The sequence below is a fragment of the Leifsonia shinshuensis genome, from assembly GCF_022606355.1.
Classification (GTDB): domain Bacteria; phylum Actinomycetota; class Actinomycetes; order Actinomycetales; family Microbacteriaceae; genus Leifsonia; species Leifsonia shinshuensis_B.
Map to the genome: position 1 here is coordinate 81,321 of NZ_JAHHZQ010000003.1, position 16,191 is coordinate 97,511.

Annotated in this window: 14 protein-coding genes and 1 pseudogene; 4 read left to right on the plus strand and 11 right to left on the minus strand. The window is 71.8% G+C overall.

Going from position 1 to position 16,191, the window contains the following annotated elements; translation table 11 throughout:
- Positions 1-562: 562 nt before the first annotated feature.
- Positions 563-1,756 (minus strand): glycerate kinase, encoded by a 1,194-nt coding sequence (locus tag KNO15_RS11945; protein ID WP_241703969.1) that lies wholly within the window; start codon positions 1,754-1,756, stop codon positions 563-565.
- Between the two features lie 203 nt (positions 1,757-1,959).
- On the opposite strand from KNO15_RS11945, the gene KNO15_RS11950 reads away from it, so the two are divergent.
- The gene (locus KNO15_RS11950) at positions 1,960-3,231 is read left to right on the plus strand and encodes an MFS transporter (protein WP_241703970.1); all 1,272 of its coding nucleotides are present in this window, start codon (positions 1,960-1,962) and stop codon (positions 3,229-3,231) included.
- Between the two features lie 28 nt (positions 3,232-3,259).
- Here the strand turns inward: KNO15_RS11950 and KNO15_RS11955 are convergent, their stop codons facing one another.
- The 6 genes from KNO15_RS11955 to KNO15_RS11980 form a co-directional block, all read right to left on the minus strand.
- Positions 3,260-4,645: an MFS transporter gene (locus tag KNO15_RS11955; RefSeq protein ID WP_241703971.1), complete on the minus strand. Its 1,386-nt coding sequence runs from the start codon at positions 4,643-4,645 to the stop codon at positions 3,260-3,262.
- A gap of 414 nt (positions 4,646-5,059) precedes the next feature.
- Positions 5,060-6,040, minus strand: coding sequence for a LacI family DNA-binding transcriptional regulator (locus KNO15_RS11960; protein WP_241704661.1), 981 nt, complete (start codon positions 6,038-6,040; stop codon positions 5,060-5,062).
- Positions 6,041-6,247: 207 nt separating this feature from the next.
- On the minus strand, positions 6,248-7,552 hold the full coding sequence (locus KNO15_RS11965) for an APC family permease (RefSeq protein WP_241703972.1): 1,305 nt from the start codon (positions 7,550-7,552) through the stop codon (positions 6,248-6,250).
- A 162-nt stretch (positions 7,553-7,714) separates the two neighbouring features.
- Positions 7,715-9,874 (minus strand): glycosyltransferase family 39 protein, encoded by a 2,160-nt coding sequence (locus KNO15_RS11970; protein WP_241703973.1) that lies wholly within the window; start codon positions 9,872-9,874, stop codon positions 7,715-7,717.
- Positions 9,875-9,877: 3 nt separating this feature from the next.
- Positions 9,878-11,185 carry a bifunctional glycosyltransferase family 2/GtrA family protein gene (locus KNO15_RS11975; RefSeq protein WP_241703974.1) on the minus strand — a complete coding sequence of 436 codons (1,308 nt, stop codon included), beginning with the start codon at positions 11,183-11,185 and terminating at the stop codon, positions 9,878-9,880.
- Between the two features lie 92 nt (positions 11,186-11,277).
- Positions 11,278-11,889, minus strand: coding sequence for a glyoxalase (locus KNO15_RS11980; protein WP_241703975.1), 612 nt, complete (start codon positions 11,887-11,889; stop codon positions 11,278-11,280).
- Positions 11,890-12,043: 154 nt separating this feature from the next.
- Here KNO15_RS11980 and trxA point away from each other — a divergent pair, with 154 nt between their 5' ends.
- Positions 12,044-12,415 carry a thioredoxin gene (gene trxA, locus KNO15_RS11985; RefSeq protein WP_241703976.1) on the plus strand — a complete coding sequence of 124 codons (372 nt, stop codon included), beginning with the start codon at positions 12,044-12,046 and terminating at the stop codon, positions 12,413-12,415.
- Positions 12,416-12,427: 12 nt separating this feature from the next.
- On the opposite strand, the pseudogene KNO15_RS11990 reads toward trxA, so the two are convergent.
- Positions 12,428-13,397, minus strand: a pseudogene (locus KNO15_RS11990) (aldo/keto reductase).
- A gap of 90 nt (positions 13,398-13,487) precedes the next feature.
- Between KNO15_RS11990 and KNO15_RS11995 the strand changes: the two are divergent.
- Both KNO15_RS11995 and KNO15_RS12000 read left to right on the plus strand, forming a co-directional pair.
- A complete protein-coding gene (locus KNO15_RS11995) occupies positions 13,488-13,649 on the plus strand; it encodes a hypothetical protein (protein ID WP_241703977.1) in 162 nt (53 codons plus the stop codon).
- Between the two features lie 179 nt (positions 13,650-13,828).
- Positions 13,829-14,035, plus strand: a complete 207-nt coding sequence (locus KNO15_RS12000) for a hypothetical protein (protein ID WP_241703978.1) — start codon at positions 13,829-13,831, stop codon at positions 14,033-14,035.
- An 18-nt stretch (positions 14,036-14,053) separates the two neighbouring features.
- Here KNO15_RS12000 and KNO15_RS12005 read toward each other — a convergent pair whose 3' ends face one another.
- The 3 genes from KNO15_RS12005 to KNO15_RS12015 are packed head-to-tail and all read right to left on the minus strand — an operon-like array spanning position 14,054 to position 16,089.
- Positions 14,054-14,323, minus strand: coding sequence for a hypothetical protein (locus KNO15_RS12005; protein WP_179607928.1), 270 nt, complete (start codon positions 14,321-14,323; stop codon positions 14,054-14,056).
- 42 nt (positions 14,324-14,365) lie between these two features.
- A complete protein-coding gene (locus tag KNO15_RS12010) occupies positions 14,366-15,478 on the minus strand; it encodes a carboxylate-amine ligase (protein WP_241703979.1) in 1,113 nt (370 codons plus the stop codon).
- A 59-nt stretch (positions 15,479-15,537) separates the two neighbouring features.
- Positions 15,538-16,089, minus strand: coding sequence for a GNAT family N-acetyltransferase (locus tag KNO15_RS12015; RefSeq protein ID WP_241703980.1), 552 nt, complete (start codon positions 16,087-16,089; stop codon positions 15,538-15,540).
- Between the last annotated feature and the right edge of the window lie 102 nt (positions 16,090-16,191).

The window sequence follows — 16,191 nt, forward strand, 5'->3', positions numbered from 1 at the left end:
GCGGCGCCATGCGCAGCATTTGCGGCAAATGTTGCGTTCGACGCTGCCATACGCAGCATTTGCGGCAAATGTTGCGTTCGACGCTGCCATACGCGGCATTTGCGGCAAATCTCGACGTGGCCTTCGTCGCCGGCGAGCGGGGCGGCGCGTTTTCAGCGGGGCGGTGCGGGGCGGGGCATTCGTGACGAATCTCGCGATTCGTGCCACGAATCAGCACATTCGTCACGAATGAGGCGATAGACGGCACCGCGTGGTGGGGTGCCGCACATTCGTGACGAATCTCGCGATTCGTGCCATGAACCTATGCATTCGTGACGAATCTCGCGACAGGCAGCGGCGCCGGTGGGCACATTCGTGACGAATGCCACGATGGTCTCGGTGCGGGAGGGAGCTGGCATTCGTCACGAATCTTGTGATTCGCGCCACGAATCAGGGCACTCGTCACCTATCGCGATGGCGGGCGCGGACGCGGTTCCGCACATTCGTCACGAATGTCGGGATTCGTGCCACGAATCTGCAGATTCGTGACGAATGTCGGTTGGGCGGGTGGGGCGCGCGGAGGTCAGTGGCCGGCAGTGTACGCGCGGGCCAGGGCGGCACCCGCGGCGCGAGCCCAGGGCAGGGGGTCTGCGATCGCGGGGGCGGATCCGCCGGCGAGGGCGGCGAGCTCGGCGGAGGCGGCGAACGCCGTCGGCTCGGCGGCGATGGAGCCGGCAGCCAGGTAGGCCGCCACTCCGGCCGCTCGGGCCAGCGCCGACACATAGTCGGGAACCTTGCCCGCTGCGGACTGGCTGTCGAAGCGGCCCTCACCCGTCAGTACGGCGTCGGCCGAGGCGATCGACGCGGGCAGGCCGATGGCCTCCCCGACCGCGGCGGCCCCGGCCGACAGGGTCGCACCCCAGATCAGGAGGCCGTAGCCGGCGCCTCCTGCCGCGCCAGCACCGGGCGTGGCAGGATCGACCAGCGATCCAACGCCGGGCGTGGCGGGGTCGACCGCCGCGCCGACACCACGCGCAGCAGAGTCGTCCACCGACCCACCGCCGCCCCCGCCGGCACCAGCCGCAACAGCCGCCGCGAATCGGGCCAGGCCCTCCTCCAGCGACGCCACGTCGGCGGGCGAGGCGCCCTTCTGCGGGCCGAACACCGCCGCCGCACCCGATGGCCCCAGCAGCGGGCTGGTCACGTCGCTCAGGATGTGCGCGCCGCCCGCGGGAAGCGCCCGCAGGCCGGACAGGTCGACGCGGGCGACCGAGGCGAGTCCGCGGTTGCCGGGAGGCACCGGTCGGCCCTCCGCGTCCAGGAGCCGCGCTCCGAGCGCTGTAAGGGCGCCGGCGCCGGCGTCGGTCGAGGCGCTTCCGCCGATGGCGAGCAGGAGCCGGGTCGCCCCGGAGTCCAGAGCGGCGGCGATCGCCTGGCCGAAGCCGATCGTGTGCGCGTCGAACGGCGCGAGCGCGTCGAGGAGGCCGATGCCGCTGGTCTCGGCCAGCTCGACGACCGCCGAGCCGTACGGGAGCTCGAGCCAACTCGCCTCGACGGGCCGGCCGTCCGGTCCGTCCACGCGCACAGGGTGCCGGACGGCACCCGGCACCGCGACCGCGAACGCATCGAGGGTCCCCTCGCCGCCGTCGGCCATCGGCGCGAGGACGATCCGGTCCGCTGCTCGCACCGAGCGCCAGCCCTCGGCGAGCGCCGCGGCGATCGCGGCGGCGGACGCACTGCCTTTGAACGAGTCGGGGGCGACGACGACGGTGCTCATCCCGCTCAGCCTGCCACAGGATCGGGCCGCACACGTTCGGACCGGACAGGGAGGTGCCCAGTGAGGTACTGCGGGGGGTGCTCTCCGAACGCACGCACCGCCCGCGGTACCGGAGCAGCACCACGTGGCCGCGGGCCACTCTGGCGCACGGTGGGCGTCCGGACGAGGATGTACGCCATGACGGCGACACGCGGGTTGAACCCGTGACGACCTCCGCCCGCCGCGTGCAGGGCGTCTACCTGACCCTGCTGCTCGGCAACACCCTCGCCGCGTCGTTCATCTGGGGCATCAACACCCTGTTTCTCCTCGACGCCGGTCTCACCAACTTCGAGGCGTTCGCGGCGAATGCGTTCTTCACGGCGGGCATGGTGATCTTCGAGATCCCGACCGGCGTCGTCGCCGACACGATCGGGAGGCGCGCCTCCTACCTCCTCGGCACCGTCACCCTGTCGCTGTCGACCGCCCTCTACTGGCTGCTCTGGCTCTGGCATTCCCCGTTCGTGTGGTGGGCGCTCGCGTCCATGCTCCTCGGTCTCGGCTTCACGTTCTTCTCGGGCGCCGTCGACGCGTGGCTCGTCGACGCCCTCAGCGTGACCGGGTACACCGGGAGCCTGGAGGCGGTGTTCGGCCGCGGACTCGTCGTGACCGGCGTCGCCATGTTCGCCGGATCGGTGCTCGGCGGAGTGATCGCCCAGGCGACCAACCTCGGCGTGCCGTTCCTGTTGCGGGCCGGCGTGCTGGTGCTGATGTTCGTGTTCGCGTTCATCGCGATGCGCGACCTCGGCTTCACCCCCGACACGACGATGGGGCCGCTGAAGGCGACGAGGAACATCCTCGCCCAATCGATCGAGCACGGGATGCGCAAACGCTCGGTGCGCTACGTCATCCTGTCGGCCCCGTTCGCGTCGGGGGTCGGGATCTACGCGTTCTACGCGCTGCAGCCCTACGTGCTGCAGCTGTACGGCGACCCGAAGGCGTACTCGATCGCGGGGCTCGCGGCGGCCATCCTGTCGCTCGCGCAGGTGGCAGGCGGAATCGTCGCCCCGCGGCTGCGGCGGATGTTCGCCAAGCGGACGACGACGGTGATCGGCGCGTCGCTGGGCAGCATCGTCGTGCTGGTGCTGCTGGGACTGACAGCGTTCTTCTGGTTCGCGGTCGTGCTGCTGGTGGTGTGGGGCTTCGTCTACGCCGTCGCCGGACCGGTACGGCAGGCCTACCTCAACGACATGATCCCGTCGAAGCAGCGTGCGACGGTGCTGTCGTTCGACTCGTTGTTCGGGAGCCTCGGCGGGGTGGTCGTCCAGCCGGCACTCGGGCGGGCGGCCGACCTGTGGGGTTACGGCACCTCCCTGGTCATCGGCGGCGCGATCGAACTGATCGGCATCCCGTTCCTCCTCGCGAGCCGCCGGCAGGGCGACCCCGCCGACACCTCCGGGGCGCACGGGAACGGAGACGCGATCGTCAGCGGGTCGTGAGGGCGGCCGGTCTGCTCGCGCAATGTCCTCAGCGCGCCAGGATGCGCGGGCCGCACAACCACGCGGCGACACACAGCGCCGCGTTCACGACGAACACGCCGGCGAACGCGACCGGCGACGTCGCGCCGCCGAGCGCCGAGAATGCGATCGCTGTCGCGGCGAGGGCGATGGCGGACCCGGTCGAGTCGGCGATCGAGAGGGCCGAGCTGTTGAAGCCCTGGTCGGCGGGCGTCGAGTACTGGAGGGTGAGCACACCCAGCCGCGGATACAGCAGTCCCATGCCACCGCCCGCGAACGCCCAGCCGACCACGATGACGATCGGCGAGGCTCCGGTCAGCGCCGTCACCAGCAGCGACCCGATCGCGATCGTCAGGCCGAGCGCACCGAGACGGGCGGCGAGCCTGTTCCCGATCGCGGGGAACCGACCCTGCGCCCACGATGCGGCCGCCCAGCTGAGCCCGGCTGCGGTCAGGGCGAGGCCCGCGATCGCGGGGGACGCGCCGTACTGCGTCACCATCATCAGCGGCACGTACACCTCGGCGGAGAAGAACGTCCCCGCCACGATCGACCGCACCAGGATCACGCTCGGCAGCCCCCGACGCGCGAGCAGCACCCCCCTCGGAAGCAGCGGACGCAACGCCGCCACCGCGACAACCGCCGCGACCACGGGGACGATCCACTGCACCGGCCCGCGCGCCTCGGCCGCGAGGGTCAGGCCGAGCACGGCCACCGCGACCAGAACAGCCAGGCCCACGCGCGCGAGCTCGCGTCCCCCGCCCTCCGGCCGGTGATCTGGCCCGTGGACGCCGCGCATCGCGGGGACCACCATCAGCATCGCCAGGAACACCAGCGCGACGACGCCGAGGAACACCCACCTCCAGCCCAGGGTCTCGGCGACGGCGCCGGCGATCACCGGGCCGATCAGCGACGGGACGACCCAGGCCGCGGCGAAGCCGGCGAAGATGCTCGGGTGGAGGCGCGCCGGATAGACGCGCGCGACGATCACGTAGAGCGCCACGGTCAGCGCACCGCCGCCCAGCCCGTGGACGAGCCGTCCGATGACGAAGAGCGGCATCGTCGGCGAGGCTCCGGCGAGCGTGAGGCCAGCGGCGAACAGCACGACGGACGCGTAGAGCACGGTCCGGGGATTGCCGCGGTCGCACCAGGTTCCCGCGAGCACCATCCCGACGACGCCGACGGCGAGCGGCCCGGCGAACGCGAACGCGTAGAGCGCGGCGCCGTCGAGCTCATGGCTCACGGCAGGCATGATCGTCGTGACGGCGAGCGCCTCGAAGGCGGCCAGGGTGACGAGCAGGCACATGCCGATGCTCACCCAGCGATAGTGGGGCGCGAGCACCCCTTCCGGCTTCGAGAGCTGCCCGGCCTCCGTCGCGGATCCCCGGTCGGTGCTCATCCTTCGACCCTATGGCCTGCGGGCGACATCGGGGAGGCGGCTCCCGGGCCTCCGGCGCGCGGGCGTCACCGGCCGACGCGCCTGCGTTGCGTACCTCCGGAGCGCTCCGTATCACCGGAGACGGTGTGGCCAAGCCGGGGATCTGCTCCCGAACTCCGGCGATCACTCGGCGAATGCGGCAACCCGAAGTCCGGAGGCACGGGCACGGCCGCGGCGTGTCGGCCCCGGCCATCCGGAGCCGCCGGCCACGCCTGTCCGGATTTCCGGAGAGGATGCGGCGGCAGCGCCAGCCGATTCCGGAAGTCCGGAGGTCCGCGCGCGGAGTCACTCGATCTCCGGAGCGATGGTCACCACCGCGGGTGGCGGCCCGACCACCCGACGCTCGGAGTGACCGGAGTCACCGGCCGCCGTGCGTCACCGCGGGCTCGTGGACGACCGGACGATCAGTTCGGGGACGAGGCTGACCGGGCCGGGGGCCTCGCCGCCCTCGATCTCGGCGATCAGGTGCTCGACGCTGCGGCGGCCGAGTTCGGTGAAGTCCTGCAGCACGGTCGTCAGGGGCGGCCAGAAGTGGGCGGCCTCCGGGATGTCGTCGAACCCCACGACGCTCAGATCGTCGGGCACCCGGCGGCCGGCCTCGCGGGCCGCGTGGTAGACGCCGAGAGCCATCTGGTCGTTCGATGCGAAGACCGCGGTCGCGTCCGTGTCCCGCAGGAGTCCGCGCGCGGCACGGTAGCCGGACTCGGCCGACCAGTCGCCCTCCGACAACGGAGGGACGGGCAGTCCGGCGGCCTCCAGCTCGCGCGAATAGCCGGCGGCCCTGGCCTGCGACTCGAACCATTCGAGCGGACCGGTGATGTGGTGGATCGAGCGATGGCCGAGCCCGACCAGGTGCGCGGTCGCCGCCCGGGCGCCAGCCTCCTGGTCGACGGTGAGCACGCGCGCGTCGTACTCGGGGCCGCCCTGGAGGGTGACGTACGGCACGACGAGTCCCGCGCCGGAGAGTTGCTCGATCACGAGTTCCTGCGGGGCGATCACGATGATGCCCTCGACGGCCTGGGCGAGCAGGTGGTCGAGGGCCGCGGCGATCCCCTCGGCGTTCAGCTCGGAGAGCTGGGCGACGGCGAGGTAGTACCCGGCGTCGCGCGCGGCGCTCTGCACCGCGTTGATGCTCGACACCGGCCCGTAGAGGGCGGCCGCGGTCGTCGAGAGCACGCCGAGAGTGCGTGATCGGGCCGTGACGAGGGCTCGAGCGGCCGGATTGGGGCGGTAGTGCAGTGCCTCCATGGCGTCGAGGACTCGCTGCCGCGTCGTGTCACGGATGCTGGGGTGGTCGTTGATGACGCGCGAAACGGTCTGGTGCGAGACGCCGGCCAACTGCGCCACATCCCGCATGCTGGCGGCCCGCACGACGGGGATCGACGCCGTGGTGGGGGCCGCCGCGCCCTCGGGCGTCACAAGGTCCGGCGTCGCAAGGTCCGGCGTCGCAAGGTCCGGCGTCGCAGCATCCGGCGTCGCAGGGTCGTTGGTCACGGCGCCCTCCCCGGTTCGCCCGCGGGTTCGGGCCCGCGCCGCTCCTCCGGGTGAAGAGCGTGAACCCCATTATGCGCGAACGGGCCTCCTGCGCCGGGCGAACGCTCCGACCACCACCGCGATCGCCGCGATCGCGGCAGGAAAGACCAGATGCCACCCCGCCAGCGCGAGGAGACCGGCGGCGAAGACGCACGACAGCACCGCCATCCACCACCCGACCGAGCGGGTGGGCAGCAGGACGATCGCGCTGGCGACCCCGAGCCCGTAGACCGCTGCGGCGATACTCGTGTGCACGAGGATGAACGGCTGGAGGTCGCCGCTGGCCAGCACGACCACCGAGTACAGCGCCATGACCACAGCCGACAGCAGCAGCCCACGCCGTGCGACCGCGCCGTTCTCGGCGCCGCGGCCGAACCAGCGCGGCAGGTCGCCATCGCGGCCCATCGCCGCGCCCAGCTTGCTGAACGCCGCGAGGTATGCGTTGAACACGCCCGTCACGACGATCGCCGCGATCACGGCGACGACGACACCGCCTCCGGAGCCCGTCGCCGCGTCGACGAGGTCGAGCAGCGGCACGGCAGAAGTCGTGGCCGCATCGCCCAGCACCGCCACGGCGACGGTCTGGATGGTCAGGTACGCGACCGAGACGATCACGAGCGCGAGTGCGGTCGCGCGCGGGATGTCCCGGCGCGGGTTGCGGAACTCGCCACCGATGCCGGCGACGGCCTCCCAGCCGGCGAACGCCCAGATGTAGAGGCTCATCGCGAGCCCGACGCCGGACCAGCCGTGCGGGAGCAGCGGCTGCAGGTTCTCGACCCTGCCGTGCGGCGCGGCTGCGGCCAGGACGAAGACGAGCACGGCGACCAGCGCGCCGGACAGCACGAGCTGCACCGAGGCCGCGAACCGCACGCCGAACGCGGTGACGGCGACGGGGATCACCATGAGCGCGATCGCGATGAGGATCGTCTGCACGGCGTCGCCGCCGATCACGGCGACGACGTAGCGCGCGGTCATCAGGGCTGCGATCGGGGCGCCGATCGGCGTGCCGAAGAAGAACCAGTAGCTCACGATGCGCGCCGACGTCGGACCGTACGCGCGCCGGGCGAAGGTCGCGACGCCTCCCGCATCGGGATGCCGCCGGGCGAGCGCGGCGAAGGTCGACGCGAGCGGTATCGAGATGAGCGCAAGGGCCGCCACCGCGAGGATGGCGCCCGGCCCGGCCGCGGCTGCTGCGAGCGACGGGAGCACCAGGATGCCCGTCCCGAGCACCGCCGCGACGTAGAGGGCGGTGCCCCCGGCCACGCCCAGGTGACCGCGATGCTCGACGGGCCGCCCCTCCGGCAGTCGCGTGGTCGATGGCGCGCTCTTGGTCACTCGACCATCCTGGCGTGGGCCACCGACATCGCGCCGTCCATCCGCTGCCATCCTTCGCGCATCCCCGGCCAGCACGCGCAGCCCGCGTGAGCCCACCGCCGAGGGGCGGGTAGACGCCCCTATCCGGGTCGGATAGGGGCGTCTACGTGCCCCTCGAGGGCGCTATTTCGTCAGGTCGTAGAGAGTGACTCCTCCGACGGTCGTGGCGGTGAAGGTGGCCTCGACCCAGGCGGCGATCCGGCTGGAGGCGTTGCTGCCGCCGTTCGACTGGCCGACGCCGCCGGCGATGAAGTAGTGGATCTTGCCCTGCGCCACATACTCCTTGAACTGTGCCAGCGTGGGCGACGGATCGGAGCCGTTGAAGCCGCCGACCGGCATCACCGGCTCCTGCGTCGCGAGTTGATAGCCCGCGGCCGAGTTGGAGCCGACGGCCGCTGCGACCCAGGTGTACTTCGCGGCGTCGGCCGTGAGCAGCGCGCTCAGCTCGGAGCTGACGGTGCTGGAGCCGAGGAGGCCGCCCATCCCGCCCGCGGCGCCCTGCGCGGTGCCGCCACCGCCGAAGCCGTTGGCCGTGCCGCCCTGCGCACCGCCGGTCTGGCCGCCGGTGGTTCCGCCGGTCGTCCCGCCGGTCCCGCCGGTCGTCCCTCCCGGGACGCCACCCGTGCCGCCGCCAGGCGCCCCCGTGCCGCCGCCCGGCGCTCCGCCGAATCCGCCCTGGCCGCCCGTGCGCGCGCCGCCGAAGCCGCGTCCTCCGCCCGGGCCGCCCATCGCGCCGGACACCGTCGGTCCCGCCGTGACGATCGACCCGGTGTGGCCCGTCGTGACCGTCTGGAGCGTGTAGGCCGTCGGCGCCAGCAGCGCTCCGACGAGCGTCGCCGCGATCGTCGCGCCCGACAGCGCCCGGCCGCGCGGGGGAAGGAGCAGCAGCACGGACGCCGCGAGCGCGACGAGGAGGACGACGACCTTCAGCCACGGAAGCCAGTCGGTCGCGCGATCGAGCAGCACCCACGCCCAGACGGCGGTGCCGAGCATCGTCGCAGCCGACAGGATGCGCACCCACAGCCGCTCGCGCGCGCCCCAGACGGCTGAGGCGCCGATCGCGACCACCCCGGCGAGCGCCGGCGCGAGGGCCACGGTGTAGTACGCGTGGAAGATCCCGGCCATGAAGCTGAACGCCAACGCTGTCACGATCAGCCAGCCGCCGAAGAGCAGGAGGGTCGCCCGGCGGGCATCCGTGCGCGCGACCCTCCCGCCGAGCACCAGCGCGACGACGAACAGCACGAGCGCCGCCGGCAGCAGCCAGGTGATCTGCCCGCCGATCTCGTTCTCGAACAGCCGGAGGATGCCGGTGGCTCCCCACATGCCGCCTCCGGTCGCACCGCCTGCGGTCGCACCGCCACCCCCGGTGACGCTGCCGGTCTCGTTCCCGGTCAGCCGGCCGAGCCCGTTGTAGCCGAAGGTCAGCTCCAGGAAGCTGTTGGTCTGCGAACCGCCGATGTACGGCCGCATCGACGCGGGGACGAGCTCGACGATCGCGACCCACCATCCGGCGGCGACGACCACTGCGGCCAGGGCGGCGAACAGGTGACCGAAGCGCTTGGCCCACGAGACGCGCGCGGCGGCGAAGTAGACCCCGGCCAGCACCGGGAGGATGAGGAAGGCCTGCAGCTGCTTGGTGAGGAAGCCGAAGCCGACGGCGGCACCCGCCCAGATCACCCAGCGGATGCGACCGGATTCGATGCCGCGCAACGTCAGATACGTCGCGAGTGTCAGCAGCAGGACGAGCAGCGCGTCCGGGTTGTCGAACCGGAACATCAGCGCCGCGACCGGCGTCAGGGCGAGCACGCCGCCCGCGAGCAGGGCTGTCCGGGCGGTGAAGGTGCGGCGCACGGTCAGGTAGATGAGCCACACGGTGGCGACGCCCATCAGCGCCTCCGGCACCAGGATGCTCCACGAGCTGAGCCCGAAGACCCGGACAGAGAGGGCCATGATCCAGAGGCTCGCCGGGGGCTTGTCGACCGTGATCGAGTTGGCGGCGTCGCTGGAGCCGTAGAAGAACGCCTCCGAGTTCACCGATCCCGCCTGCACGGCGGCCGAGTAGAACGAGTTGGCCCAGCCGCTGGCGGCGAGATCCCAGAGGTAGAGGAGCGCGGTGATGGCGAGGAGGCCGAACAGAGCCGGGCGTTCCCACGCGGCGGCGTCCGCGCGGCCGCGGATCAGCCGGCGGAGGACCGCGGCCGGTCGACGGGCCGGAGCCGCGGGGGTCGTGTCCGGCGGCGCGGTCGCGGGCTGGGTCGAGGTGGATGCGGTGGTGGCGGACATCGGTCATTTCTCCGTTTCGGTCGGGGTGAGGACGAGGGCGGCGCCCGCGGACGCCGGGGGAACCGGCCGCGGCTCACGCGAGGCCGCCGCATCGGCGGCCTCCCGTGCGGCCGTGCCCCGAGCCGTCGCCCGGCGCGACGCCCGGAACACCCAGAGCCGCAGCAGCACGAAGCGCAGCAGGGTCGCGACCAGGTTGGCCACGGTGAGCACGATCAGCTCGACCCGGGAGGAGGCGCCAGGCGCGGTCGCGTGCAGCACGGCCAGCGAACCTCCGGTCAGCGCCCAGGAGATCCCGAAGACGACGAGCCCCTGGAATTGGTGACGGACCATCCCCGGCCGCCCCCGCACGCCGAACGTGAAGCGCCGGTTGGCCCACGTGTTGGCGACCGCGGTGAGCAGCAGCGCCGCGAAGTTCGCGACCTGACCGCCGAGGACGCCCGACAGCAGCAGATAGAGCAGCGCGTACGCAGCCGTGGAGAGCACGCCGACGATCGCGAACCGCACCACCTGCCCGAAGAAGCTCGGCGGGGTCGGCGGCGCGAACGGTCGGCGGCCCAGCTCGGCGTAGACGGCCTCGATCGGGATCCGGCCACGCGCGATGTTGGTGCCGACGCGCAGCATCCCCCTGAGATCGTCGCGCGCCGTGCGCACGACGTCGACCGAGCTGTGCGGATCGTCCACCCAGTCGACGGGGATCTCGTGGATCCGCAGTCCCGCCCGCTCGGCGAGGATCAGCAGCTCGGTGTCGAAGAACCAACCGTCGTCCTCCACGAGCGGGAGGAGGCGCTCGGCGACATCCCGGCGGATCGCCTTGAAGCCGCACTGCGCGTCGGTGAACCCGACCGACATCGTGCGGCGCAGCAGGAGGTTGTAGCTGCGGGAGATGAACTCGCGCTTGCCGCCGCGCGTGACACGCGAGCTCCTCCCGAGCCGGGTGCCGATCGCGAGATCGGAGTGGCCGGAGAGCAGCGGCGCCACGAGCGGCGGCAGGGCGGCGAGGTCGGTGGAGAGGTCCTCGTCGAGGTAGACGAGGACCTCGGCGGGCGAGGAGCCCCACACCGCTTTGAGGGCACGGCCGCGCCCTTTCAGCGGGAGGTGCACGGCGACGACCCCGCTCAGCTCCGCGGCGAGGACGTCCGCGATGGCGGGCGTCTCGTCGGTGCTGGCGTTGTCGGCGATCGTGATCCGCCAGCTCGCCTGCACCGTGTCGGTCAGGTAGGCGTGCAGCCGGCGGAGGGACGTGTCGAGCGTCGCCTGCTCGTTGTACACGGGCACGACGATGTCGAGCGAGAGGGTCGTTGGCTGGGACATGACAGCCACCCTGGCGCCGTTACATTCCCGTGACCTTTCGCGGGCTTATGCCCCGCAGATGGGTCTTCTGAGGGGTTGCTATGCGGGTGCCCTCAGACCGCTCCGGCCTCCCATGCGAAGCCGTCCGGGTCGACGACGCTGTCGGCCCCACCGCCGATGACGATGCGGTGCGAGCCGTCGCCGTCCTCCGGAACGCCGGCGTCCTTCGCGAGCGCACGGCGCTTGTAGAGCCCGAGCTGCACCGGGCTGTCCTTCAGGTCGAACTGGACGTACGAGCCGAAGCTCTTGCCGACGGGGAGGCCGCGGTCGACGTAGAACCGCTTGCTGGCTTTGACGTCGTCGGCGCCCAGCAGCAGCACGACCGACTCGGCCTCGCGCACGGCGGGGCCGGTGTCCTTCTTGGCGGAGGTCGCGATCTTCCAGATCGCGCCGTCCGGCGCCTGCACGGTGGCGCCGACGCCCCAGAGCGAGGTGGTCACCGGCTTGATGACGGTGGCGCCGGCGGCCACCGCCGAGTCGACGTACGCTGTGACGTCGGCGGGCTGGGCCACGGTGATCGACATCGTGTAGCCGCGGAAGCCCGACGTCGGCGTGTCGGAGGCGCGGACGCGCACACGGTCGCCGAGCCCGAAGGCGTCGGTGTAGAAACGTTCGGCGGAGGACGTGTCCGCCACCTCGAGGGTGATGTGGTCGATGGAGGTCATGACCCTCACGGTACGAGCGGCGGGGTGGACGGCGCTTCTCCATTCCTGCTCGACTCGGCCGCGGGGAATTCAGCCGGAGGGCGTACCGTTCCCTTCAGTGCGGCCGTGTGCACCCGACGGCCGCAGCATCCCCCTCGACCTCAAGGAGAGACCCATGGCCACCGTCGAGCTGACCGCGCAGAACATCGAGTCGAAGATCATCGAGAACGACATCGTATTCGTGGACTTCTGGGCGGAGTGGTGCGGCCCGTGCCGCATGTTCGGCCCCATCTTCGAGAAGGCGTCTCAGGAGCACACCGACGTCGTGTTCGGCAAGGTCGACACCGAGGCGGAGCAGGCGCTCGCGGCCTCCGCCGGCATCACCTCCATCCCCACGCTGATGGCGTTCCGCGACGGCATCCTGGTCTTCTCGCAGCCGGGCGCGCTCCCGGCACCCACCTTCGAAGACCTCATCGGCCAGGTCAAAGCACTCGACATGGACGCCGTGCGCGCCTCGATCGCCGAGGCCCCGGCCGCCGAGGCGTAGCCAGGTCTCAGGTCAGTACCCGGTGGGGAGGGTGACCGTGTAGGGGGCCTCCAGCAGGCGCGCCTCGTCGTCGGTCAGCTCCAGGTGCACGGCGGCGACCGCGTCGGGCAGGTGGTGCGGTTTGGTCGCGCCGACGATGGGCGCGTCGACGACGGGGTTGCGCAGCACCCACCGCCAGTGCGATCTGGGCCATCGGCACGCCGCGGGCCTCCGCGACTCGCTGCACGGCCTCCGCGATCGGCCGGTCGTGCGCCTCGGTGAACCTCGCCTGCAACGGGTCGGTGTCGCCCCGCAGCGTCTGCTCGCCCCACGGCCGCGTGAGCCGGCCTTTGGCCAGCGGGCTCCAGGGGAGGCTGCCCACGCCCTGGTCCGCCAGCAGCGGGAACATCTCGCGCTCCTCCTCGCGCATCATCAGGCTGTACTGGTCCTGCATGGTCACGAACCGTGTCCAGCCGCCGAGGTCGGCCGCGTGCTGGAGTTTGGCGAACTGCCACGCCCACATCGAGGAGGCGCCGAGATAGCGCGCCTTGCCGGCCTTGACCACGTCGTGCAGGGCCTCCATCGTCTCCTCGACCGGCGTCAGCGGGTCGAAGCGGTGGATCTGGTAGAGGTCGACGAAGTCGGTGCCGAGCCGTTTCAGGGAAACGTCGATCTGCTCGAGGATCGCGCGTCGCGACAGGCCGGCGCCTCCGGGTCCGTCGTGCATCCGGAAGTTCAGCTTGGTCGCCAGCACGACGTCCTCGCGCCGCGTGTACTCGCGGACGGCGCGGCCGACGATCTCCTCCGAGCTGCCGAAGCCGTAGACGTTGGCCGTGTCCCAGAAGGTGATCCCCGCCTCCACCGCCTGGCGGAAGATCGGGGCGGCGCCCTCGTCGTCGAGTGCCCACTCGTTGAAGCCGCGCGACGTGTCGCCGAAGCTCATGCAGCCCAGCGCGAGGCGACTGACCGTGAGGCCGGACGAGCCCAGTCGGGTGTATTCCATCGTTCGTTCTCCTCTCGCCCCCGACGTTACGCGGCGTGACCGTCGACGGGGAGGTTCTGCCGGTACCCCCGTTCGGCCTACCATCACGGCATGACCGATGCGAAAGAGAACTGGCCGGAGACGCCGTCCGGCGAACCGATCGACGTCGACGCCCTCGCCGAGGGCGAAGGCGGCGGCCCGTACGACGCCGACGGCGTCTTCGAGCCGGAGGACGACGCGGCAGCGGACGACGAGGACGACCCGGCGACCTGACGGCACCGAGCCGGATCCGCGTCCCGAAGCCGACCCCTCCCGTTCACCTGAACCCTCTTGTCCCCCGGGCTTGTACCCCACTAGGGTCTAGTGCAGGAGCCAGTCCTGAGCTGGTGGAGGGGCGATTCGGCGCGCCTCCAGCAGAGGGGACCGGCTGCACAACTGGGGAGGGGTGCAGCGTGACGACCTACGAGACACCGATCGGGAACGCACCGAAACCGGGGCAGGACATCCATCTGGTGCGATGGACCCGCTCCGCGGACGGCTGGAGCAGCGAGACCGTCTTGTGCACGTATCTGGCGGGGACACCATCGCACTGGGTGGTGGAGCGGCACGGCGAGCGCGTGAATCTGGCGCGCGCCGAGTGGGCGCAGTTCGCGTTCTGACACGCTGACGGCTCGGCGCTACAGCCCCGCGCGCGCGGCCAGCAACTCGACGGCGACCCGCCAGTCGCGGGCCGGGATGCCGTCTCCGGTCTCCTCCTCGCCGGGAGGCCGGGCGACGAACGACGGCCACGGGTCACCTGCGGTGTGCGCCTCCTCGACGAGTCCGAGGTAGTCGCCGCCGAAGTACACCTCCCACGCCGCCGTCGCCGTCGGGCTGTACATGAGCGTCAGCGGAAGCGAGCCGTACGTGTAGACGGCGTGCTGGTGGGCGAGTTCCTTCCCCGTCATGTCCGAAGAATAGGCGCGTCGCGGCGCCGGCGGAAGGGATTGCTACGCCACGAAACGATCGTCGCCCTCTTCGCCGGCCACGTGGGTCACTGCGATCGCCTCGGCGACGACGTCGGCCATCCTCCCGCGCCGCTGGAGCGCCGCCCGCTGCCTGCCGGCTCCCCCGCCGTTCTGCAGGATCCGGACGACTCCGCGCCGCACCAGCGCGAGGTCGCCGTTGGCTTGCAGCGCGCCGGCGGTGTGCGCCAGGAGGGCGTCGATGGCGGCGACCGCGGTGCCTTCGCGACCGCTCACCGGGTGCGGGAGCATCCCGCCGACGCCGGTGAGCGCCGCCTGCCATTCGGCGAGCCGGAGAGCCGCGGACGGGATGGGCAGGGGTGCGACGCCCGAACGCCACTCGTCGACGGCGGTGTCGACGAGGGCGCGCACCAGAGCCGCGAGCACGACGGTGTCGCGTGCGTCCAGGCAGACATCGGCGACGCGCACCTCGACGGTCGGCTGCTTGTGCGACACCCGCGCGTCGAGGTAAAGCATCGCCTTGTCGAGGATGACGCCGGTCTCGACCAGCAGCCGCTCGAAGCTGTCGTAAGCGTCGACGGAGCCGAAGACGTCGGTCGGTCCCGCGCTCTGCCACTGGTGCCAGGCCACGAACCGGTAGCTGGCGTGCCCGGTGTCCACACCGCCGACGAACGGGGAGTTCGCGCTGAGCGCCAGCAGCGTCGGCAGCCACGTTCGGATGCGGTCGAGGACGGCGACGCCCTCCTCGCGCGAGTGGATGGCGACATGCACGTGACAGCCGCACACCAGGGTGCCTTTGGCGGTGAGCCCGTAGCGTTCCATCATCTGGTCGTATCGCGGATCCGGCGTCGCGTGGGGCCGAAGGGGCAGCGGCGACATCGCGACGGCGACCGCGCGGGCGCCGTGCCGCCGGGCGAGTGTGTCGGCCAGCGTACGGCCCTCGACGATGTCGGCGAAGAGCTCGTCGGCGCCGAGCTGCGGACGCGTCTGAGTCTCGATCATCTCCTGCTGGATCTCGGCACCGAGACGATCCTCGAATCCGGCCGGAGCGTCGGCCAGCGCGAACGGCGCGACCGGTGTGGCGACACCGCGTTCGTCCACCAGGAGGAGTTCCTCCTCCACCCCGAAAGTCCTCACGCCTCCACTATCGGCGCGGGGTAGTCGGTGGGCAATACCCCGGAAGCCGTGAATCCGCTCTATGCGCGGCCGTCGCCCGGTTCGCCGACGCCCCGCTCGACGCCCCGCTCGACGACGCGCTCCAGCACCTGCCCCGGCCACGCGCCGACCGTGAAGGTCGTCGTCGGGTGGTAGCCGCACGACTCGTAGAACCGGATGAGGTCGCCCGTGCCTCCGGCGTAGCAGTCGACCCGGAGCAGGTCGGCGCCTGCCGCGCGGGCCTGCTCGTCGGCGAACCCGAGCAACTGGCGTCCTGTGCCTTTCGCGCGCGCATCGCGCGACCCGATGAGCACGCGCACGTAGACCTCCGCCTGCGTCGCGGCCGGAACGTAGTCGGTCGCCTCGCCGAGCGCGAGGAAGCCGACCACGCCGGCATCGGGATGCTCGGCGACCCAGGAGCCCGGCTCCGCCACCCAGCCGCGCACGCGGTCCACCTGCTTCGGCTGCGACGAGAACGGCTCGGCGCCCCACTGCCCGGTGTTGCCGATCGCGACGAACCAGGCGATGGCGTCGTCGAACAGCCGGAGGACGGCTTCGGCGTCGTCGCTTCCCGCCGGGCGGATGGAGTTCATCCCTCCATCCTCGCATCCTCCCCCTCCCGCCTCCTCCGGCCTTCGCCGAGGGGCACGTAAGCGCCCCAATGAGCCCGTTTTAGGGGCGCGTACGTGCCCCTC

Excerpts from the sequence above, each read along its gene's own strand:
- trxA (WP_241703976.1), top strand. The coding sequence starts at position 12,044 with ATGGCCACCGTCGAGCTGACCGCGCAGAACATCGAGTCGAAGATCATC.
- KNO15_RS11960 (WP_241704661.1), bottom strand. The coding sequence starts at position 6,040 with ATGCGGGATGTGGCGCAGTTGGCCGGCGTCTCGCACCAGACCGTTTCG.
- KNO15_RS11995 (WP_241703977.1), top strand. The coding sequence starts at position 13,488 with ATGACCGATGCGAAAGAGAACTGGCCGGAGACGCCGTCCGGCGAACCG.
- KNO15_RS11970 (WP_241703973.1), bottom strand. The coding sequence starts at position 9,874 with ATGTCCGCCACCACCGCATCCACCTCGACCCAGCCCGCGACCGCGCCG.
- KNO15_RS11955 (WP_241703971.1), bottom strand. The coding sequence starts at position 4,645 with ATGAGCACCGACCGGGGATCCGCGACGGAGGCCGGGCAGCTCTCGAAG.
- KNO15_RS12015 (WP_241703980.1), bottom strand. The coding sequence starts at position 16,089 with ATGAACTCCATCCGCCCGGCGGGAAGCGACGACGCCGAAGCCGTCCTC.
- KNO15_RS12005 (WP_179607928.1), bottom strand. The coding sequence starts at position 14,323 with ATGACGGGGAAGGAACTCGCCCACCAGCACGCCGTCTACACGTACGGC.
- KNO15_RS11945 (WP_241703969.1), bottom strand. The coding sequence starts at position 1,756 with ATGAGCACCGTCGTCGTCGCCCCCGACTCGTTCAAAGGCAGTGCGTCC.
- KNO15_RS11980 (WP_241703975.1), bottom strand. The coding sequence starts at position 11,889 with ATGACCTCCATCGACCACATCACCCTCGAGGTGGCGGACACGTCCTCC.
- KNO15_RS11975 (WP_241703974.1), bottom strand. The coding sequence starts at position 11,185 with ATGTCCCAGCCAACGACCCTCTCGCTCGACATCGTCGTGCCCGTGTAC.